Source organism: Agrobacterium sp. fls2-241-TYG-188a (genome assembly GCF_030209845.1).
The window spans coordinates 498941-519880 of the sequence record NZ_JARVRD010000001.1 but is presented as its reverse complement, the minus strand read 5'-3'; the positions used below and the strand labels follow the sequence as shown (position 1 = coordinate 519880).

20 protein-coding genes and 1 pseudogene are annotated in these 20940 nt (G+C 56.5%); 5 read left to right on the top strand and 16 right to left on the bottom strand.

All coding sequences use genetic code 11. From position 1 onward, the window contains the following. Positions 1-32: 32 nt before the first annotated feature. The 7 genes from QRN85_RS02230 to pcaD form a co-directional block, all read right to left on the bottom strand. A complete protein-coding gene (locus tag QRN85_RS02230) occupies positions 33-593 on the bottom strand; it encodes a DJ-1/PfpI/YhbO family deglycase/protease (RefSeq protein ID WP_284757089.1) in 561 nt (186 codons plus the stop codon). 31 nt (positions 594-624) lie between these two features. After that, entirely contained in the window at positions 625-846 is a 222-nt protein-coding gene (locus QRN85_RS02225; protein ID WP_062588141.1) for a hypothetical protein, read from the bottom strand. Positions 847-1061: 215 nt separating this feature from the next. Next, positions 1062-2114, bottom strand: a complete 1053-nt coding sequence (locus QRN85_RS02220; protein WP_284757088.1) for a 3-carboxy-cis,cis-muconate cycloisomerase — start codon at positions 2112-2114, stop codon at positions 1062-1064. A 7-nt stretch (positions 2115-2121) separates the two neighbouring features. After that, a complete protein-coding gene (gene pcaG / locus QRN85_RS02215) occupies positions 2122-2742 on the bottom strand; it encodes a protocatechuate 3,4-dioxygenase subunit alpha (protein ID WP_113091862.1) in 621 nt (206 codons plus the stop codon). Position 2743: 1 nt separating this feature from the next. Then, a complete protein-coding gene (pcaH, locus tag QRN85_RS02210) occupies positions 2744-3484 on the bottom strand; it encodes a protocatechuate 3,4-dioxygenase subunit beta (protein ID WP_284757087.1) in 741 nt (246 codons plus the stop codon). Beyond that, on the bottom strand, positions 3481-3897 hold the full coding sequence (gene pcaC / locus QRN85_RS02205; RefSeq protein ID WP_284757086.1) for a 4-carboxymuconolactone decarboxylase: 417 nt from the start codon (positions 3895-3897) through the stop codon (positions 3481-3483). The genes pcaH and pcaC overlap by 4 nt, the downstream gene beginning before the upstream one ends. Positions 3898-3900: 3 nt before the next feature. Continuing rightward, positions 3901-4698 (bottom strand): 3-oxoadipate enol-lactonase, encoded by a 798-nt coding sequence (gene pcaD, locus QRN85_RS02200; RefSeq protein ID WP_284757085.1) that lies wholly within the window; start codon positions 4696-4698, stop codon positions 3901-3903. Between the two features lie 91 nt (positions 4699-4789). On the opposite strand from pcaD, the gene pcaQ reads away from it, so the two are divergent. Further along, positions 4790-5719, top strand: a complete 930-nt coding sequence (gene pcaQ, locus QRN85_RS02195) for a pca operon transcription factor PcaQ (RefSeq protein WP_284757084.1) — start codon at positions 4790-4792, stop codon at positions 5717-5719. Here the strand turns inward: pcaQ and pobA are convergent. Beyond that, the gene (pobA, locus tag QRN85_RS02190) at positions 5716-6888 is read right to left on the bottom strand and encodes a 4-hydroxybenzoate 3-monooxygenase (protein WP_284757083.1); all 1173 of its coding nucleotides are present in this window, start codon (positions 6886-6888) and stop codon (positions 5716-5718) included. The genes pcaQ and pobA overlap by 4 nt on opposite strands. A gap of 121 nt (positions 6889-7009) precedes the next feature. Between pobA and QRN85_RS02185 the strand changes: the two genes are divergently transcribed. Further along, a complete protein-coding gene (locus QRN85_RS02185) occupies positions 7010-7891 on the top strand; it encodes a helix-turn-helix domain-containing protein (RefSeq protein ID WP_284757082.1) in 882 nt (293 codons plus the stop codon). Here QRN85_RS02185 and QRN85_RS02180 read toward each other — a convergent pair. Continuing rightward, positions 7888-8646 (bottom strand): IclR family transcriptional regulator, encoded by a 759-nt coding sequence (locus tag QRN85_RS02180; RefSeq protein ID WP_284757081.1) that lies wholly within the window; start codon positions 8644-8646, stop codon positions 7888-7890. The two genes, QRN85_RS02185 and QRN85_RS02180, sit on opposite strands and share 4 nt — an antisense overlap. 128 nt (positions 8647-8774) lie before the next feature. On the opposite strand from QRN85_RS02180, the gene QRN85_RS02175 reads away from it, so the two are divergent. Genes QRN85_RS02175 through pcaF form a run of 3 tightly spaced genes read left to right on the top strand, consistent with a single transcriptional unit; the run spans position 8775 to position 11397 of the window. Next, complete coding sequence (locus QRN85_RS02175) at positions 8775-9482, top strand: 3-oxoacid CoA-transferase subunit A (RefSeq protein WP_284757080.1); 708 nt, start codon at positions 8775-8777, stop codon at positions 9480-9482. Next, positions 9479-10180 (top strand): CoA transferase subunit B, encoded by a 702-nt coding sequence (locus QRN85_RS02170; RefSeq protein WP_502870745.1) that lies wholly within the window; start codon positions 9479-9481, stop codon positions 10178-10180. Before QRN85_RS02175 ends, QRN85_RS02170 begins: the two co-directional genes overlap by 4 nt. Positions 10181-10191: 11 nt before the next feature. Beyond that, positions 10192-11397 carry a 3-oxoadipyl-CoA thiolase gene (pcaF, locus tag QRN85_RS02165; RefSeq protein WP_112962183.1) on the top strand — a complete coding sequence of 402 codons (1206 nt, stop codon included), beginning with the start codon at positions 10192-10194 and terminating at the stop codon, positions 11395-11397. Between the two features lie 70 nt (positions 11398-11467). On the opposite strand, the gene QRN85_RS02160 is transcribed toward pcaF, so the two are convergent. From QRN85_RS02160 to QRN85_RS02130, 7 genes and pseudogenes are all read right to left on the bottom strand, one after another. After that, on the bottom strand, positions 11468-12367 hold the full coding sequence (locus tag QRN85_RS02160) for an amino acid ABC transporter substrate-binding protein (RefSeq protein WP_284757079.1): 900 nt from the start codon (positions 12365-12367) through the stop codon (positions 11468-11470). Further along, a complete protein-coding gene (locus QRN85_RS02155; RefSeq protein ID WP_284757078.1) occupies positions 12364-13176 on the bottom strand; it encodes an amino acid ABC transporter substrate-binding protein in 813 nt (270 codons plus the stop codon). Before QRN85_RS02155 ends, QRN85_RS02160 begins: the two co-directional genes overlap by 4 nt. Before the next feature lie 138 nt (positions 13177-13314). Then, positions 13315-15525 (bottom strand): EAL domain-containing protein, encoded by a 2211-nt coding sequence (locus tag QRN85_RS02150; protein ID WP_284757077.1) that lies wholly within the window; start codon positions 15523-15525, stop codon positions 13315-13317. A 228-nt stretch (positions 15526-15753) separates the two neighbouring features. After that, positions 15754-17121, bottom strand: coding sequence for an enoyl ACP reductase FabMG family protein (locus QRN85_RS02145; protein WP_284757076.1), 1368 nt, complete (start codon positions 17119-17121; stop codon positions 15754-15756). A 458-nt stretch (positions 17122-17579) separates the two neighbouring features. Next, a pseudogene (locus tag QRN85_RS02140) lies at positions 17580-18065 on the bottom strand (ABC transporter ATP-binding protein); the annotation flags it as partial. Positions 18066-18082: 17 nt separating this feature from the next. Then, positions 18083-19855, bottom strand: a complete 1773-nt coding sequence (locus QRN85_RS02135) for a branched-chain amino acid ABC transporter ATP-binding protein/permease (protein ID WP_112962179.1) — start codon at positions 19853-19855, stop codon at positions 18083-18085. Between the two features lie 3 nt (positions 19856-19858). Continuing rightward, positions 19859-20893 (bottom strand): branched-chain amino acid ABC transporter permease, encoded by a 1035-nt coding sequence (locus QRN85_RS02130; RefSeq protein ID WP_113170254.1) that lies wholly within the window; start codon positions 20891-20893, stop codon positions 19859-19861. Positions 20894-20940 lie beyond the last annotated feature (47 nt).

Genomic DNA, 20940 nt, shown 5'->3' with positions numbered 1-20940 from the left:
AGGATGGCGGCCTTTCTAACTCTTGTGCCGGATCAGGCTGCGTGGCGCTCGTGGCGGCCCTCTTCAACCTCTTCGACAATCTTTGCAACAAATGCATCAAGGTCGTCTGGGGAGCGCGAAGTGATGATGCCCTTGTCGGTAACGACCTTCTCGTCCTTCCACAGACCGCCGGCATTCATGACGTCAGTCTTTATGGAGCCGTAGGATGTGACCTGACGGCCCTTGACGGCATCAGCTTCAATCAGCAACCAGGGTGCGTGGCAGATGGCTGCGACGACCTTGCCGGATTTGACGAACTGGCGGACGACACGCATGGCGTCATCGCTGGCACGCAAGACGTCGGGGTTGATCTGGCCGCCGGGCAGTACCAGGGCGTCGAAATCTTCGATGTTGACGTCCTTTGCCAACATATCGACCTTAATGCTGTCGCCCCAGTCCTTCTCGTCCCAGCTCTTGATTTCGCCGTTTTCGACCGACGCGATCTTTACGTCAGCCCCCCTCTTCTTCAGTTCCTCGTAGGGCACCCGAAGTTCGGAACGTTCGTAACCGTCTGTTGCAAGAATCACGATTTTAGCAGCGTTGATAGCTGTCATGGCTTTCTCCTTTGCTTGATTGTCTGGAATATCAGTTCGCTTCGTCTGAATTGACGGATGGAAGAAAGAATTCGACATCCTCCCTGCGTGCCTGCTCGAGGCTGGCTATACGTTCCTGCCAGAAGCGCTCGGCTTCATCGGGTTCGTTCTCATATTGGCGGATGAAGGTCTTGTTATCGTCGATCATCACCTGACGCGTACCGCCAAGCAGCATATATTCTTCCGCAAGCTTGCGCGTTTCGGTCTTTTCCATCGTGGTCTCCTTGGGCGGAAGGAACTTGTGTCGGAGAGCGCACCGGATGGGTAAGAAGCTCGTCTGCCATTTCGTTGGCCATCAGAAGAAAACGGAAAAATCCTGATGTTCTCCAGCGCCATCATGTCCGTTTGACACGGTGGCTCTCCTGCCAAATGAACGTGCCCTTTGGAGAATGGTTCCTAAAAAAATCTGGAGATGTGGGAGGAAGCCGATTAGCTGCCCAGGGCTTCGATCTGCAATATGAGGCGCTCGGCCGACAGAAGCGCGCTACCCGTAGCGGCCACCATTTGCGGAAGGACCAACCATTCCAGCATCCACGCCGCACCGGATCTTTCCTGCTCGTGGACCATGGCTTGATGTATTGCAGAAACCTGCACCGCGTTGAAGCGAGCAAGCGCCACCAGGGTTTCGGCCACAACGGGATTTTGCTTGTGCGGCATGGCCGACGAACCACCACCGCCCGAAAGGCGAATGCCGGAGCCGGTTTGAGCAAGAAGCGCAATGTCCTGACCGAACTTGCCAAGCGTGCCGGTAACAAGCGTCAGAAAATGGGCGAAATCAGCGATGCCATCGCGCTGGCTATGCCACTGGACGCTTTCTGCCAGGTCAAGCCTTCTGGCGAGTTCCGCGCGAACATCTGCGGCTTTATCACCCAGGGAATCCAGTGTTCCTGCAGCGCCACCCAGCTGGATTGCGAAGTTCTTTTCCAGGAGCAGATGCAGCCGCTCTTCATGTCGGCACAGCGGCGCCTGCCAGCTGACGACCCTGTCCGCAACCGTAATCGGTATTGCTGCCTGCATTCTTGTATAGCCCATCAAGGGCTTGGAGCCGTCGCGTTTGATCAGCCCCTCCATGCCGGCGATGCAGGACGACAGCCGTGTGCCGAGGATGAACGCGGCAGCCTTGAGGCGCAGCATCAGGCTCGTATCGATGACATCCTGACTGGTTGCGCCGAAATGCACCTTTGGTGCGACAGTTTTTTCGACGGCTGCCCGCAATTGGCGAACAAGCTCGGGAATGACGACACCATCTTTCGCTACGCCGTTTCGCAACGCGGCGTAATCGATATCAACCTTGGCCAGTCCTTGAGAAATACTGGCCGCCTCCCCTTCTGAAATGATGCCGGCTGACGCCTGCGCGGCGGCAAGTGCGGTTTCAAACCGCAGCATTGCCGCAACGTCGGCCTCTGCAGAGAACAGTTCTGCGATCTCCACATCACCGAAAAGGCCGCCCAGCACCGGATGTTCAAAAGGGGAAAAGCTCATTTTGATCTCAAATATCGAAGAAGACTGTCTCGGCATCACCCTGAAGATGGATGTCGAAGCGATAGATGTTTCCTTCTTCCTTCTTCGCGATCAAGGTTGCAAGCCTTGGTTTATGCTCCACCCGGGCCAGAACCGGATCGACAGCATTTGCGTCCGCCTCTTCCGGAAAATACATGCGGGTCTGAAGGCCGATATTGATGCCACGTGCCACGACCCAGAAGGTGATGTGCGGAGCCATCCACTCGCCATTATTGAACGGCACTTTTCCAGGCTTGATCGTCTCGAAGATGAACTCACCGGTATCCATGTTGCCCGGCGAGCGGCCCCAGCCCCTGAAATTTGGATCGGCAGCGCCACGCGTTTCGCTAGGGCTGTTATAGAGACCCTGCGCGTCCGCTTGCCAGATTTCGATCAAAGCGTCCTTGAGAGGATTGCCGCCCCCATCGTAAACGGTGCCACGGATGGAGATCCGCTCGCCCTTTGCATTGGCATTGTAGAGCGCGCCGGAACCCAGATCCTCCGAGAAGATGCCTTCGATACCCACAAAATTCGGCGTGCAACCGATGTGGACATAGGGACCAGCGGTCTGGGAAGCGCTTTCCTTAAGGTAGTGAAGCGGTTGAACCATCTCAGTTGCCCTCCATGCGATTTTCAAACAGGGTGGAACGGCGTCCCCTCAGAACAATGTCGAATTTGTAGGCGCGCATGTCCATCGGAAGGGCCGCGTTCATGTCAAGAGCAGCGACCAGCCGCTCAATGGCCGCCTTGTCCGGGATCGTTTTCACAATTAGACACTGCCAGATCATCGGGTCACCCTCGAAATACATCTGCGTGATCAAACGCTGGGCAAAACCGTGACCGAAAATGGAAAAGTGAATATGCGCCGGGCGCCAGTCATTGACACCATTGGGCCATGGATAGGCACCAGGCAAAATCGTCTTGAACCAGTAATTGCCATCGGCATCGGTGATCGTTCGACCTACGCCACCGAAATTCGGATCGACGGCAGCCAGATAGGTTTCCTTTTTGTGACGGTAGCGTCCGCCGGCATTCGCCTGCCAGAACTCAACCAGCGCCCCATCGACACCCCTGCCCCGTTCGTCCAGAACACGTCCGTGTACGAGGATTCTGGGTCCGATAGGCATTTCACCCGGACGGGCGTAATTGAGGATAAGGTCGTTATCCAAGGGATTGAGCATATTGTGGCCGAAGACTGGGCCGGTAATTTCGCTCTTCGTTCCTTCCAGCGAGATCAGCGCCCGCTGCGGCGACCGCAGGATCGAGGTTTTATACGCCGGGGCATAGGCTGGCGGGTGAATGCTGCGATCTCTGGCAAAAAATGGTCCGGTTTCTGGCGGTCTGTTGGTCATTTCTTCTCCTCCTCACGCGGAGAGGCGGCTCGCATCTCGGCGAGTGCGTTCTTCGCAATCTTGAAAGCGTGGTTGGCTGCGGGAACACCCGCATATATCGCGACATGCATCAAAGCTTCGCGAATATCTTCTTCGGTCGCGCCGGTGTTTGCGGTGGCACGAACATGCATGGCCACCTCCTCATCATGTCCGAGCGCGGCAAGCAGTGCGATGGTGACCATCGAACGCTCTCGCTTGGTCCAGTGGCTCCCTGCCCAGACTGTACCCCATGCGGACTCGGTGATCAGCGTTTGAAACGGTTGGTCGAAGGGTGTCGAGGCAGCCTGCGCGCGATCCACATGGGCATTTCCAAGGACCTCACGACGGGTCTTCATCCCGCCCTCGAACCTGTTTGTCTTGTTGGCATCGGCCATGGGTCAAAGCTCCGGCAATGATTTCAGGAATGTATGGACGGCAGCCGCATAGGCGCAAGGCTGCTCGACACAGGGAATGTGACCGCAGCCCTCGATGATCTCCAACCGACTGCCGGGAATGAGCGAGGAAAGCGTTGCAACAAGCTCCGGGGGCGTAGACCCGTCGCCATCACCGGCAACGCAAAGGGTCGGCACATCGAATGCCGCGACGACCTGAGTATAATCGGCGTCGCGAATGGCAGCACAGCTTCCCGCATAGCCCCGGGCATCCTGACGGGCGAGCATGTTTTTCGCGCCCAGATAGGCGGCATTGTCTGGCGAGCGGAAAGCCGGAGTGAACCACCGCTCCATGACACCGTCGACCATGGCGAAGAGTCCGTCCTGCTCAACCTTGGCGATACGGTCATTCCACATCGCAGGAGTGCCAATCTTGTGCGCGGTATTGCTGAGCACGAGCGCGCTTACCAGGTCGGATCGACGGTCGCATAGCCGCTGCGCGATCAACCCTCCGATGGACAGGCCCCATATAATGGCACGTCGCACGGACAGATGCGCCAGCAAGGCTTCGATATCATCAACGTAATCATCGATGCTGTAAGGCGTATTTCCGGTATCCGACAGGCCATGCCCGCGCTTGTCGTGCAGGACATAGGCGTATGAATCGCCAAGTTCCGCCATCACCTGCTCCCAGATGCGGAAATCCGTACCGAGAGAATTGATGAAGACAATGACGGGTCTTTTGCCATCAAGGCCGACTGTCTTGTAATGAATAGTCTGAGAGCCAGACATCAGAAATTGCATGGCGCTTCCTCCTGACAACGATATTGCAATGTCGATCCGGTTAAGTAAAATGAGATTATTGCAATCATCCATAACTCACAGATTATAAAATATGGTCGATACCCGGGTCAAATTTCGTCATATCCAGACTTTCGTCGAGATCGCGCGACAGAAAAGCGTCGTCAGGGCCGCTGCATCCTTGCATATAAGCCAACCGGCTGTGACGAAGACCATCAGGGAACTGGAAGACGTGCTTGGAGTGGCACTTTTCGAGCGCGACGGCCGGAGTATCAAGCTGAGCCGTTACGGCGAAATCTTTCTCAAGCACGCCGGTGCGACGATGACCGCCTTGAGACAGGCGGTCGATTCCGTGTCGCAAGATGCTGCAAATACCGGGACACCCGTCCGGATAGGCGCGCTCCCGACCGTATCCGTCAGGATCATGCCTGACGTGATGAGCACTTTCCTGCGGGAAGATACGGGCAGCACGGTCAAGATTGTCACGGGCGAAAACGCGGTTTTGCTCGAACAATTGCGGGTGGGAGAACTCGACCTCGTTGTTGGACGTCTGGCCGCGCCTGAAAAAATGACCGGCTTTTCCTTCGAACATCTCTATTCCGAAAAAGTACGCTTCGTCGTCCGCGCCAACCATCCACTGTTGCGCGAAGGAACAGCTATCTACGAAAGGCTGAGCGAGTTTCCGATTTTGACGCCGACGCGCAACTCCGTCATCGGCCCGGTCGTCGAGCAATTTCTGATCGCCCGCGGGGTGGGCGCCTTGCCGAAACGCATTGAAACCGTATCCGATGCGTTTGGCAGGGCGTTCTTGCGAAACAGCGACGCCATCTGGATTATTTCAGAAGGCGTCGTGGCTGCAGATATTGCCGATGGCACGCTCGTGGTTCTACCGCTCGACACGGGCGACACAAGCGGCCCAGTCGGCCTGACCATGCGCGCCGATACGCAACCATCGCTTCCGCTTCTTCTGTTGATGCAAACGATCCGCGAAACCGCGGAATCGCTTGCATCCGCAAAAACCTAGTAGGGCAGACCCACATAGTTTTCGGCCAGCGACGTCGCTGCGGCACGGGAATGCACGAGGTAATCGAGTTCGGCTTCCTGGATCTTCTGGCCGAAGTCGCCCGTATCCGGGAAACGGTGCATCATCGTCGTCATCCACCAGGAGAAGCGAACCGCTTTCCACACTCTGTCCAATGCCCGTCCCGAATAGGCATCAAGTCCGGCCTGCGAGCCTTCATTGTAATATTCGATCAAGCCCTGGCTGAGATAGTGAACGTCACTGGCGGCGAGGTTGAGACCCTTTGCACCGGTGGGCGGTACGATATGCGCTGCATCTCCGGCAAGGAACAGGCTTCCGAACCGCATGGGTTCTGCAACGAAGGAACGCAGAGGCGCGATCGACTTTTCGAAGGATGGCGCGGTCTTCATTGCCTCTGCATGATGCGCTGGCAGGCGACGCCGGATCTCGTCCCAGAAGCGGTCGTCGCTCCAGTCCTCGATCTTGTCATCCAGAGGGCACTGCACGTAATAGCGGCTGCGCGTGTTGGAGCGCATGGAACACAGAGCAAATCCGCGCGGATGGTTCGCATAGATCAGTTCATGATTGACCGGCGGCACCTCTGCCAGAATACCCAGCCAACCGAAGGGATAGACACGCTCATATTCACGAATGGCACCCTGTGGGACAGCTTTCCGGCTGACACCGTGGAAGCCATCGCAACCCGCGATGAAATCACAATCGATGCGATGCGTTACGCCGTCCTTCTGATAGGTGACATAGGACTTCTTGCCGGAAAAATCATGCGGCTGAACGTTTTCCGCATCATAAATGGTCAATGAGCCATCACGCTCACGGGCGTCCATCAGGTCGTGGGTCACTTCCGTCTGGCCGTACACCATGACACGCTGTCCGCCTGTCAGATCAAAGAGATCAATGCGGTGATCGCGACCGTCAAAGGCCAGCGAGAAGCCGTCATGCGGCAGGCCTTCCTTATGGAGCCTGTCTGCGACGCCGGCATTTTCAAGAAGCTTGACCAGCCCCTCTTCCAGCACCCCGGCGCGAACTCTCCCGAGAATGTATTCCTTGCCGACGCGATCAATGATGACGTTGCTGACTCCAGCGCGGGTCAGGATCTGACCCAACAGCAGACCCGACGGGCCGGAACCGATGATAACGACTTTCGTGCGCATTAAACCCTCCTGCACAACACTCCCGGGAGCAGAAATGACGGCCACGGAGCGTGGTTTCAATGGACATTTCAGAGCAGAAATTGCACTATCCGACCATGATTTGAAGTGCAGGGTAGCGCAAATGTCCAGAGACAAGCTCTATGGTGAGAGTACCGGACCACAGAGCCTGTTCCGTTTTCACTGCGAAACCCTGTTCTCACGCAGCAGTCTGCACCGCTTCGAAATTGGCCTGCACAGGCATGAGAGCTTCCTCCAGATACTCTATATTTCGGGTGGAGATGGTGATGCCACTCTGGAAGGCGCAGTAACGCCCATTCAGCCGCCAGCCGTCATCATCGTGCCGCCGGGCTTCGAACATGGGTTCCGCTTTTCCCGGGACATAGCGGGCCTCATCATCACGCTTATCCCCTCTGCGCTATCGACCCTGTTGCAGACGGTCACGCGCCAGCATCTGGCGCGCCCGGTTCTCATCCCGCTTGAAGGCCATGATGCACTTGGAGATGTCGTCAAGGCTTGTGAACTGATCTCCCAGGAATTTGCGGGCAATCGTCTGGCCCGGGACGCCATGATTGAGGGACAGATTGCAAGCCTCATCGCGCATCTCTGTCGGATCGACAGGGCGTCCGCTCAACAAACGGGAACGGACCGAAACGGCAATCGGTTCGAGATGCTGCTCAACCTCATCGAGCGTCATATTCGGGACCACAAGAGTGCTGCCTTTTACGCGCAGCAACTCGGCATGTCTCAGACGCACCTCAACCGCCTCGTCAGGCAGCAATGCGGAACAAGCCTCCAACGCCTCATCGCCCGAAGACAGCTGGAAATCGCCCAGCAAGAGCTGCTTTTCACGGTCTCGACGGTGCAGATGGTGGCAACAGGTCTGGGATTTGTCGACCCGTCCTATTTCTCAAGGTTTTTTGTCAGGGAAACAGGCATGACGCCGGGTGCATGGCGCAGCGCGGAGCAATCGAAGTTCGCTGCCACGCCTTCGCCCGAGGCTTAAACCAGCATTCTGCGCAGATCCGCCTGAACGGCCAGAAGCGGCGGCAGATAGGTGTTCACCAGATCTTCCATGCTGGCCGAGGTCACCGACAGACCAACATTCAACGCTGCAACGGTTTGCCCACGCAGGTTTTGCAACGGCACGGCGATCGAACGCAGGCCGATCTCGACTTCCTGATCGATAATGGCGTAGCCCCGTGCGCTCGTCGCCTCAAGCTCGGCCATCAGCGCATCGATGTCCGTGATCGTTCTTTCCGTTCGCGCTTCCAGATGAGACTTTTCCAGCAAGGCTCTGCGTTTTTCAGCATCCAGCGCGGCAAGCGCCACACGGCCCATGGAGGTACAATAGGCAGGAAGGCGGGAGCCGGGCATGAGGGCAATGGACATGACCCTGCGCTGCGCCGCTCGGGCGACATAGACTATTTCCGTTTCGTCTAGGATGGATACCGAGGTGCTTTGTTCGATCCGTATCGACAAATCGTCCAGCAGGGGCTGGACGATGCGCGGCAGTGGCATGGTTGCCAGGCAGCCTGTTCCAAGCCGCAGCACCTTGGGCGTGACGGTGAAATATTTGCCGTCGTAAGCGGCATAGCCAAGCTCCGCCAAGGTTAAAAGACATCGGCGGGTGGTGGCCCGATCAAGGCCTGCAATCTCTGCAGCCTGTGAAATCGAAAGGCGCGGATGTTCGGCACTGAACGCTTCGATCACTTTCAGCCCCTTGGCAAGTCCACCCATCAGGTCGCGTTCACTCACCATTTCAGCCTCTCAGATGTGCGATATACGAACAAAGTTTATATAACGCACAAACCAGTTGCAGTCGAGCGCTGTTCCGCTTTACCTCTTTGCCAATGCTGAGCAGACAGAGGGCCGTCGAGGAGGGCTTCATGGACAAGACAATCAAGAGCGCAGCGGATGCTGTCTCTGCGATCGGTGACGGCGCAACGGTGATGATTGGTGGCTTCGGGGGCTCCGGTGCACCAATCGAACTCATTCATGCGCTGATCGACAAGGGATCAAAGAACCTCACCGTCATCAACAACAATGCAGGCAACGGTCGTATCGGCATTGCCGCGATGATCGATGCCGGCATGGTCGCCAAGATGATTTGCTCCTTCCCGCGTTCATCCGATCCACGTGCCTTTACCGACCGCTATCTCGCTGGCCAGATCGAACTGGAACTGGTGCCGCAGGGCACTCTGGCAGAGCGGATCCGTGCAGGCGGCGCTGGAATTCCCGCTTTCTACACGCCAACCGCCTATGGTACCGAGCTTGCCGAAGGCAAGCCGATTGCCGAATTCGATGGTCGGCCTTACGTGCAGGAGCGCTGGCTCAAAGCGGATTTTGCGATCGTGAAGGCGCATTTGGGCGACACTCACGGCAACCTGACCTACCGAAAGGCCGGTCGCAACTTCAATCCGCTGATGTGCATGGCCGCCAAGACCACGATAGCGCAGGTTTCCCGGCTTCAGCCCGCCGGCGAAATCGATCCGGAACAGGTGGTTACGCCCGGCATATTCGTCGATGGCGTCGTCGAGATAGCAGATCCACAGCAGGAAGAAGTCCTGATCCGCGCAGGAGTGGCCTACGTATGACCGATACAATCGCTCTCAACACCTTTGAAGACATCAAGCTTTCCAACGCACAGATCGCATGGCGTGCAGCGCAGGACATTGCCGATGGTGCCTATGTCAATCTGGGGATCGGCTTTCCGGAAATGGTTGCCCGCTATCAGCCACCCGGCCGCGAAGCGATTTTCCATACCGAAAACGGCGTTCTGAATTTTGGAGAAGCGCCGCCGGAAGGCGAGGAAGACTGGGACCTCATCAATGCCGGCAAGAAAGCCGTTACCCTGAAACCCGGTGCAGCTTTCTTCCATCATGCCGACAGTTTCGCGATGGTTCGCGGCGGTCATCTGGATGTTGCCATCCTCGGCGCCTATCAGGTTGCGCAGAATGGCGATCTCGCCAATTGGCGCGTCGGATCGAAAGGAGTGCCCGCCGTTGGCGGCGCAATGGATCTGGTTCACGGCGCCAAGCAGGTCTTCGTCATTACCGAGCATGTGACGAAGAAGGGCGAGCCGAAGCTGGTTGAAAAATGCGCCTTCCCTCTGACCGGTGTTGCCTGCATCACGCGGATCTACACCAGCCATGCCGTGGTTGATGTAAAAGACGGACACTTCGTGCTGAGGGAGAAATTGCCGGGCATGACATTTGAGGATTTGCAGGCAATGACGGGTGCAAAGCTCCGCACCGATGGCGCTGTCGCCGATCTTATCGCTCCCGAACTCTGAGGCGTAAATACATGACCGACGTTTTTATCTGCGACTATATTCGCACTCCCATCGGCCGTTTCGGCGGTGCCCTCTCCTCCGTTCGGGCGGATGACCTGGGCGCTGTTCCGCTAAAGGCGCTGATGGAACGCAACGCCTCCATCGACTGGGACGCCATCGACGATGTCATCTTCGGTTGCGCCAACCAGGCGGGAGAGGACAATCGAAATGTGGCCCGCATGTCCCTTCTGCTCGCCGGGCTTCCCGTCGGCATCACCGGCACAACGATGAACCGGCTTTGCGGCTCTGGAATGGACGCCGTCATCACCGCCGCCCGCGCCATCAAGTCCGGCGAAGCCGAGCTTATGATTGCCGGGGGCGTGGAAAGCATGAGCCGGGCACCCTTCGTCATGCCGAAGGCAGAAACGGCCTTTTCCCGGAATGCCGAAATTTACGACACCACGATCGGTTGGCGCTTCGTCAATCCGGCCATGAAGGCCCTCTACGGCGTAGATTCCATGCCGGAAACGGGTGACAATGTTGCAATTGACTACGCAGTCTCCCGTGAAGATCAGGATGCCTTTGCGGTCAGGAGTCAGCAGAAGGCAGCCGCAGCGCAGGCCAATGGACGACTGGCAAAGGAAATCACCACTGTCACCATTCCGCAGCGCAAGGGCGAGCCGGTCATTGTTTCAAAGGATGAGCATCCGCGCGAAACCAGCGTCGAGGCGTTGGCCAAATTGAAACCCGTGAACCGCATGGATGGAGCCACCGTTACGGCGGGTAATGCATCCGGTGTAAACGACGGCGCCGCCGCCCTGATCATTGCGTCCGCAGCAGCGGTGAAGAAATATGGCCTAACGCCGCTTGCCAGAATTTCCGGCGGCGCGACGGCTGGCGTACCACCGCGCGTCATGGGCATCGGTCCTGCTCCGGCTTCACAGAAACTTCTGGACCGTCTGGGTTGGACCGCAGACGCACTCGACATCATCGAGTTGAACGAAGCTTTTGCCTCGCAAGGGTTGGCGACGCTTCGCCAGCTCGGTATTGCCGACGACGACGCACGCGCCAACATCAATGGCGGTGCGATCGCGCTTGGTCATCCGCTTGGCATGAGCGGGGCCCGCATAGCAGGCACCGCAGCTCTGGAGCTGTCTTTGACCGGCAAAAGCAAGGCTCTGGCCACCATGTGCATTGGCGTTGGTCAAGGCATCGCCATTGCACTTGAAAAGGCCTGAGTTTCACACCGCCGCATTTGGGAGGCCGCTTCGGCTGCTTCCCAAATGCATCACCATGTAAAACCCGCCCTTACTCAATTGGCTTTGGATCTGCCAATGCCTGCTTGAGAACGTCGCTCATTGGAATTCCAAGCTTTACTCCGAGCGCTGGAACAGGTTGCTCGAACCACTTGTTGTAGATATCGACCATCTCCGGGCTTCTGTAGATCTCACCGAGGGCTTCGTTTACCGCGGCCGCAAATTCGGTATCACCCAGCCGCATCATAAAACCAATGGGCTGCAGCTCTGTCACGAATTCATCCGAGATAGCGTAGTCGTCCGGATGTGCTGATCGCGCGATCATTGTGCTCAGCAGGACTTCATCCATCGCAAAGGCAGACACCTGCCCATCAGCCACCATGTCAAAGGCCGCCTGTAGCGATTCTACCGGCACGACCGAGATATTGAGCCTTTTGGAACGATTTGCTTCGTTGATCTCACTGACATTGACAGTTCCAAGAGCCACACTGACAGAACGGCCCTTCAAGTCTGCAAGCGTTTTGAGATTGTTCTTCGCAAGCGAGACATAGCGGGTGGCACCGTAGAAGTGGCTGACGGCAAAGATGACGCTTTTGCGCCGCTCGGCAGTATTTGTGCTGGAATTGCACTCGATGTCGATCGTGCCCTCTTTCAACAATTGTATGCGATTGCTGGGGGTTCTTGGTAGAAACTCGATCTCGATCGAATCCATGTTCAACCGCGCACGCAGTTTCTCCGCAACGCGACGACACAGATCAATCGAATAACCCATCACCTCGCCATTGCCTGAGGGAAAGGAGAATGGCGCGGTCTGTCCATATCCGATCCTGATTTTCCCCGTTTCCTTGATGCGTTGCAAGGTTGGCGTCGTGAAATCCGCAGCGATGGCCTCAACTGAGACAGCCAGGCCCAAGGCGCAGACCATAAGAAATATGGAGAGTGCCTGTCTCATTGTAGATACTCCGCAGGCTCGCGAAAGGCAGCCTTGAGTTCTGCCGACATCGGCAAATTGAAGTTGCGACCATCCTGCGGCAAGGGCGACATGAACCATTTTTCATAGATCTGATCGATCTGCCCGCTCACGAATATGGTCTTCAATGCGTCATTGACGATTGATTTGAACGCAGCATCGTCCTTGCGCATCAGAATTCCATATGGCTCTGGAGGCCCGAATGTATCTGCTGAAATGACGTAAGCATCCGGTGCTTTGGAGAAGGCCACCTGTGCCGCCAGGAGGACGCCGTCCATCACGAATGCAGATGCCTTGTCATTCTCCACGAAAGCAAAACCATCCGAATTCTGGCGTGCAAGCAAAACGGAAATATTGAGCTTGTCCGCCCGATTGAGATCCTGCAGTTGCTCGACATTAACAGTGCCTGTCGTTGATGCCACGGTTCTGCCTGCAAGATCCTTGATGCTTTGCAGGCCGCTTGCCTTTTTCGCGACGAAACGTGTGGCCGTGATGAAATGTGGGTAGGAAAAGGACACCTGCTCACGTCGCTCGGCGTTGTTGGTGGTAGCGCTGCATTCCAGATCGATCTTTCCGGACTTCACAAGCAGAAAACGGGTCGCTGGCGTGGCGACGGCATAGTTGATGTTCAACGTATCGAGCTTGAGTTGCGCGCGCACGTGCTCCGCTATCAGATTGCACAGGTCTACCGAGTAGCCGACAGCCGAACCGTCAGACGATTTGTAAGCGAAGGGAACTTCGTCTTCCCGATATCCAATGGTTATCGTTTTGGTGCGGGCGATCTTGGCCAACGTGTCCGTATCTTGGGCAGATGAGGCCGTCGTAAAAGCGGTGAGAAAAAAAGCGGACAGCAAGCTGCCATATGCGAGACTTGAACAAATCGATTTAAGACGCCTAAGTGGAAGATAATGCACGTTAAATGCTCCTCGTTATGACACCTTCCGGGGATAAAGATTGCTATAAGTATTCTGAATGTCTTCTATTTTGGACGGACGACCGAGGAGATAACCCTGAGCCAACCCGCAACCTGATTCCTTCAGGAATTCGAGCTGGTTTTCAGTTTCGATACCCTCAGCAGTGGTCTTCAGGCCTAGACCGTTCGCAAGCCTCAGAAGATTTTGGATCACGATCCGGCTGTCGGCTCGATATTCCACATCCATGACGAAGCTGCGATCAATCTTGATTTTGGTAACGGGCAGTGAAAGCAGGTAACTGATGCCCGAATAGCCCGTCCCGAAATCATCCAGTGCGAAGCCGACACCCATGGAATAAAGCGCTTCAAGGGTTTCTTCGCATTCGCCAGCGCAAATTCTCTCGCTTTCGGTCAGTTCCAGTTCAAGGCGGCTTGGCGGCACCCCATGAGTGGCCAAAAGGGATTTTAATTTCCTGGGAAAATCGCCCTGCTGCAGTTGGAGGGGGGAAACATTGACCGCCAGAAACGTATCTGTCGGTAGCCGCGCAATATCTGAGCAGGCTTTGTTCAAAACCCATTCGCCAATCTGAACGATCTGTCCGGTTTTTTCGGCGACAGGAACGAAGTCTGCCGGAGAAACCCAGCCAAGTTGCGGGTGACGCCATCTCAACAGCGCTTCAAAACCCGCAGGTTCGAGGCTATCAACCGAGAAGATCGGTTGATAGTGCAGTTCGAATTGCCCATCTCGCAAGGCTGCGTCCAGATCATGCTGCAAAACATGGCCGCGCTCGCCGGACATCTCCATGCCCTGTTTGAAAAACCGGAATGTTCCCCGCCCTTCGGACTTTGCCGCGTAAAGCGCAATATCCGCCCGTTTCAACGGTTCCGAAATATCCAGATCAAATGATGTTTCCGTGCAGATGCCAAGACTTGTTCCGACAGTGACCTCGCGTCCCAGCAAGATGAAAGGTCTGCCGACGGATCGGATAATCGCCGAAGCAAGCTTGCTTGCTTCAACCAGCGAATCCTTGCGAACGATCTGCAGAATCGCGAATTCATCCCCGCCCAATCGCGCCGCGATATCGCCCGGCTTCATCAGCAAAAGCAGACGTTCCGCAAAGGAAACGAGCAGTGCATCTCCACTCGCGTGCCCTAGGCCATCATTGATGGATTTGAAACGGTCTAGATCCAGGACCATGAGATTGAAGCGAAAGCTGGTTTCCCGAGATTTCGCTATCATTTCCTCAAGCTTCTTGTTGAAGAAGGTCCTGTTTGGCAATCCGGTCAGGGCATCGTGATGCGCCAGGTGTTCCATATGCTTTGCAACGTCCCGCACCTGACGCAGATGCTCGCGCTCCACAACAGCCTCTCGCAGCGTCTCAATGGCGACTGCAAAATGACCGATTTCATCATGGCGATCCTGAAATGGCGTGACCGAGCGCGTATCATCACGCGCAATACGGCTCAACGCACCAATGAGATCGGGAACCGGCCTGAAGACCTTGCGCATGATGAGCGTGACCGTAACACCCGTGAGGATGAGGATTGTCAGCAGCAGCAAAAAGGAATTCCGCAGAAGCTTGTTTTGGCTCTCCTGCAAGGCATCCGCCTCACCAATTGTCGTGACCAAGGCCCCTTGCAGTTCACCGATAAGATTGATCACCGGAACATAGGCGACGAAATGTGTGACGTCACCGACATCAGCAAATCCAACGAAGAAGAGAGACGGATCTGCGCTGGCGGGAAGCGACAGTGCAAGTCCATTGCTTGAACCGAACGCTTCTGCAGAGCTTGTGAAGGCCTCAGGGCCGGGCGTTTTCTGGAACAGCCAGATGTTGTTCTTGGTCTGCGAAGCCGCAAGGCCCAGCACATCAGATGGGTTGAAACCCGTGTCCAGAATAGACGCATCGTCGCCGATGGGCCTCTCGCTGATGATCTTGGTGATCTGGCCATCATCGGCGCTGTCGATCGCTATGAAGGTGTAAATGGAACGAATGGCAGAGCTGGTGACCTGAGCATTCTGTGCCGCCTGCCTGCGCCACTGCTCAAGAGAATCGCGCTCGACCATGACCCAGCCGATCGTTGCGCCCACGACATAGGCAAGCACGACACTGGAAACGAGAAAGACATTTATTTTCCAGAAAAGGGAATGATACCAAACAAGACGACCCTGACCGGCAATTTGCTCGCCAGCCTCCCTCTCAAACCTGTCCGCATCATCGACCATCTTTGGCCTGCAACCTTTTTCCGTAGTTGCAAGACCATAGAAGTCGATGCCTTAACTGACACTTTAAAAGCTTCAGTTAAAGCGCACAGCGGCCCAACCAATAGTCGACATAGAAAACAAAGTCTAAAACATCCCGAATTTGACCAAGTGCAAAAAACAAATTGGGAGCTGCACAACCTAAAAGGCCGAACAACTCCCAAAGTCATCTTTTCACTTCAGCAAATCTTTTCAGGCGACCTGCAACCGGGCAGACGATGAATTGGCGCCTTCTGCCGGCATGTCTGCATGGGCGCTGTTGAGACAACGCGCGACAACGTCATGGTTGAGCCATTGCACCGGAGTCTGAGGATTGGACGAGGCACCGAAGATAAGCCGACCTGTCGCCTCAACCACCAACGCACTCAAATGGTCGCTGATCATGGCCTTGTTGTCGCGATGCATGGCTGTGATCTCATTGGACGTGCCAATGGTGAGATCAGCCTGCGCCTGGCTGTTCGGCATTGGCCATGCTGAGAAATCATAGAACGGAACCATGACATCGCTGGCCTGCAGCGTGCTGATCTTCTTCATGACCTCATCCAGCGTATGGCCTTCGCCAAGCAAAGCCTCGCAAGACTTCCACTGAGCATCGGCCCAGGCACCGCCGCCTTCCTTTTTCAAGGCAAGCAGGAGTGGGATGAGTGGAAGCTCGATGCCTGTGAAGACATCGGAAGAGTTCGTACGGATTTCAGGGCAGTTATAGACGCTCGCCTTCACGCCCTTCGACCATGCGTCCTCGGCAATCCCCTCCAGCCGCATCTTGGCATAGCCCTGCGTATAGTTGGTGTAAGTCTGCCAGCGGTATTCACCGCCAATGAGGATGCCCGTGCCGTGGTAGCCATAGGCCGTATAGCGCACCTGACCACCAGCGGCTTCCACGCGTTCACGAATACCGGCACTCAAATCGATGAGGTGGCGGAACGTGTTTGCAGAGACCTCATCGAAGTTGCGAAGAATGAGTTTCCCCATATCGCTATCGATGAGCGCCTGTGATGACATGTGGCGTGCGCCGGTGCCCTTGTAGATGCGATTTGCAACGACGAGGAAAACCTTCGCTTTGGGAATGCCACCCGCCATCGTGTGGGCGAAGAAGACATTGCGACCGCCTTCAATCATCCCGTCCAGAACGGACACGACCTTGGTGACAGAGGAAGTGAACCGGTCCGTTGCGACAGCCTGACACTGATCGATGTAATCCCAATCGAACTTCTCGCGTTCCCAGCTTTCCAGCGTCAGACCTGCAAGAAGATCCGTCGGCGTGGGTCCACCGGCTGGCGCATCGAGATCAAAGCCGGCCATCACGGGAATATTGATGATGGTTCCGCCCAGTCTCTGCTCTGCCTCGGAGAGTTCATCGGCAGTCAGCGGACGAAGCGCGTTGTTTTCATCACGACGTCCGACCGTGATTCCCACGATCTGCATTCCGGCTTTCCGTGCCTGGTCGAGAAGACCGGTTGCGTAGCCGCGACCGAACAATTCGCCAAACAGAACAAAGACATCGCCTTTTCGAAACACTGTGTTTTCGGAGATATTCTCCAGCGCGATCGGTTTTTTCATGTGCTCAGTTCTTCAGATAAGTTGGCATCGGGCAGGTACCCGACATTTGCTGAGTACTTCATGAACGCTGGAGCGACGAATGGAAAGTCATTTAAAATGACGAAATATATCGAAACGTGAAGAGAAGGCCATTTGCGGCGCTTGGCGTTGCAGCGCAAGCCGCCCAGTCATTCAAACGGTCGCGATTGGGCGTGAGCGCCTGAGAGCACTGACGCGTCGGCATCATGGCTGATGACAAATGCCGTTCACCCGGCATTTGCCGTTCCAAGGTAGCTTTCCATGAGTGCCGGATTATTGGCCAAATCGGACGCGGTGCCCGACAGCTTTACTTCACCCAACTCCATGAGGTAGCCGAAGTCGGCAATCTCCAGTGCAGCGCGGGCATTCTGCTCCACGAGCAAGATTGAAACGCCGCTGTCGCGCAATTCGGAGACAATCCTGAGGATATCGGCAACGATCCTCGGCGCGAGTCCTAGGCTAGGCTCATCCAGCAGGAGCAATCTCGGCCTGCTCATCAGGGCACGGGCCAGCGCCAGCATCTGCCGCTCCCCGCCAGAAAGCGTTCCGGCGAGCTGTTTGCGGCGTTCGGCAAGCCTTGGAAAACGCTCGTAAAGTTCGGCACTCGTCTCGGCACGCTCGGCCCGGCTGCGCAGAAAGCCGCCCAGTTCGATATTGTCCTCCACAGTCATTGTGGAAAAAAGTTCGCGACGCTCCGGCACCAGACAAAAACCCGATGCGACGCGTGCCTCGACCGACCCAGGAACCGGCTTTCCGTCATAAAGGATGGTGCCGCTGCTGGGGATTACGCCCATGGCGGCGTTGAGCAGGGTCGTCTTTCCTGCGCCATTGGCGCCGATCACCGTGACGATACTCCCGCTCGTCATCGTCAGTGAAACGCCCTGTACAACCTCGGCGTGACCATAGGATACGCGGATGTCTTTCATGTCCAACAGAGAACTGGTCATGCCGAACCTCCAAGATAGGCAGCGATGACGGCCGGGTGATTTCTCACGTCCTGCGGTTTTCCATCTGCAATCAGTGTGCCGAAATCCAGAACCACAAGTTGATCGACCAGTCCCATCACAAAACCCATATCGTGTTCAACGAGCAAGACGCTTACGCCCTCCTCGCGCAGTTTCGACAGCAGTGCGGAAAGCTCCTGTTTTTCAGCGTGTCGCAAGCCGGCTGCGGGCTCGTCGAGCAGAACCAGAGCCGGATCGGCAGCAAGCGCTCTCGCAATTTCCAGAATGCGTATCTGACCAAGGGCAAGATCCCCGGCGGGTCTGTGCAGCAGCGGGCCTAAACCCACCCGCTCGACCTGTCTTGCGGCCTCGGCAAGCAGCGTGGCCTCTTCAGCCCGCTCCAGCCGCAGCATGCTGCGCACCACGCCTGCCGACCCACGCAGATGCGCGCCGAGAGCCACGTTTTCCAGCACGGACATGTCAGGCAGGATTTTCGCATGCTGGAAGGTACGGGCAATGCCGAAACGTGCGATGTCGCGCGGGTTCAACCCCGAAATCGCCTGCCCCTGATAGGTCACAGCGCCCTTCGTCAAGCCGAGAAGTCCGGTGATCAGGTTGAATGTCGTGCTTTTCCCGGCTCCGTTGGGGCCGATCAGGCCGACGACCTCACCCGCCCTGACACGAAAACTGACATCATTGACGGCGACCAATCCGCCAAATTCTTTCCTTGCAGTCTCGACGGAAAGCAGAGGACCTCCTCGCTGCGGCAAGGCGCGGCGATCCAGAGCACGCGCGTTTTTCGATATTTGACGCTCGCGAACCTTGACGCCGACCCAGCGGGTCAAAAGCGGCCACAAACCCTCACGCGCCACCTGGAGGATGACGACAAGCAGGATGCCGAAAACGACCATCTCGACATTGGTTGTCGTACCGACGAGATCGGGCAGGAAACGCTGCAAAACTTCCTTTAGAACAAGCAGCACCGCTGAGCCAAAGACAGCGCCCCAGACGTGACCCGCGCCGCCGACAACGGCCATCAGCAGATATTCGATGCCCATGCTCAAGCCGAATGGTGTTGGATTGACGGATCGCTGCATGTGAGCATAGAGCCAACCGGAGAGGGCTGCGAGAACACCGGCAAAAACGAAAACGGTCAGTTTTGCACGGACAATATTGACGCCGAAGGCTTCTGCCGCCTGGGCACCGCCTCGCAGCGCCCGGATGGCGCGTCCCACGCGAGAGTCCAGGAGGTTCGTCGCGCCGATGGCTGTGAGAATGACAAAGCCCCAGATGACGTAAAATATGGATTGGCTGCTGATAAAGGCATATCCGGCCACCGACAGTGGCGGGATGGCGGTGATGCCGTCATACTGTCCCAGAATTTCGATCTTTCCGAACAGGTAGTATAGCGCCAAACCCCAGGCGATGGTGCCGAGCGGCAGGAAATGGCCTGAAAGGCGCACGGTGATGAAGCCAAGCAGCAGCGCCATGACCGCGCCCATGAGAAGGGACAGCGGCAGGGTAAGCCACGGAGACACGCCATAGGCCGTCGTCAAGACCGCAGTTGTATAGGCCCCGAAACCGCAAAATGCGGCCTGACCGAAAGAGGTGAGCCCGCCGACACCGGTCAGCAGCACAAGGCCGATAGCCACCAGCGACGCAAGCCCGATGTTGTTGACCAGGGTGAGCCAGAACGGTGGCACCGGCAAAAGCGGAAAGGCTGCCACGACAAGCAGGCCAATGATTGGGAGTATAGGGAGGCGGTTGCTCATTGATCAATCCTCCTCATGGTGGCTGGCACCGAATGAAAGCCACACCAGAACAGGTATAATCAGCCCAAACACGATGACCTCCTTGTAGGCGCTGGCAAAAAACGAGGCGAATGCCTCGACCAACCCCACGCCGATCGCGGCGATGGCAGTGACAGGAAAATTGCCCAGTCCGCCCAGTATTGCCGCGACAAAGCCTTTGAGCCCGATCAGGAACCCTGTGTCGTAATAAATCGTGGTGACCGGTGCGATCAGGACGCCGGAAACAGCGCCGATGATTGCCGCAAGGACAAGTGCGGTGACCCCGGTCAATTGCGTTCGCACTCCAACAAGCCTTGCCCCCAACCGGTTTACGGCGGTTGCCCGCAACGCCTTACCGAGCAGGGTTTTCTCGAAGAAAAGGTAGAGCCCGACAATGATGATGATGGTAACGGCGTAAATCCACAGGCTTTGTATCGTTACGTTCAACGGGCCCAGCATGAAGCTGTCTTCCGACAGCGGGCGCGCGCGCAGTCCCTCCGGTCCGAAGAACACAAGTCCAAGCCCCATCATCACGAGATGGACACCCAGCGAGGCAATCAAAAGAACCAGCACAGACGCGTCGACGAGAGGACGGTAGACGATGCGGTAGATATAATAACCCATGGGCGCAATAAGCAGAACGGCAAGCGCGGCACGAAGCAGGGATGGCAATTCCAACGGCGCAGTCAGCGCCAAAAGTGCATAGATCGCAACGGGGACAGCGACATTGGCCGCTAGAGCCCGAACCAGCGATGACAGTTGGAAATCACGACGCATCTGCCACAGGTCAAGCAACAACGCTGCCGCGCCGAAGGCCACCAACATTGGCGCGGTTCCCGGGACCTTGCCCTCGTCCAGAAGCGCCAGAGAGAGAGCGCCATAGGCAACAAATTCTCCCTGCGGGATGAAAATGATGCGCGTCACCGCAAAAACCAGAACAAGCGCCAGTCCCAAAAGCGCATAGATCGCGCCGTTGGTCACGCCGTCCTGAATTAGAAAAGTTGCAATCGTGGCGTCCACACCATTTCCCCGGTTGAATGCATGATCTGGCAAGACAAGAAAAAGGC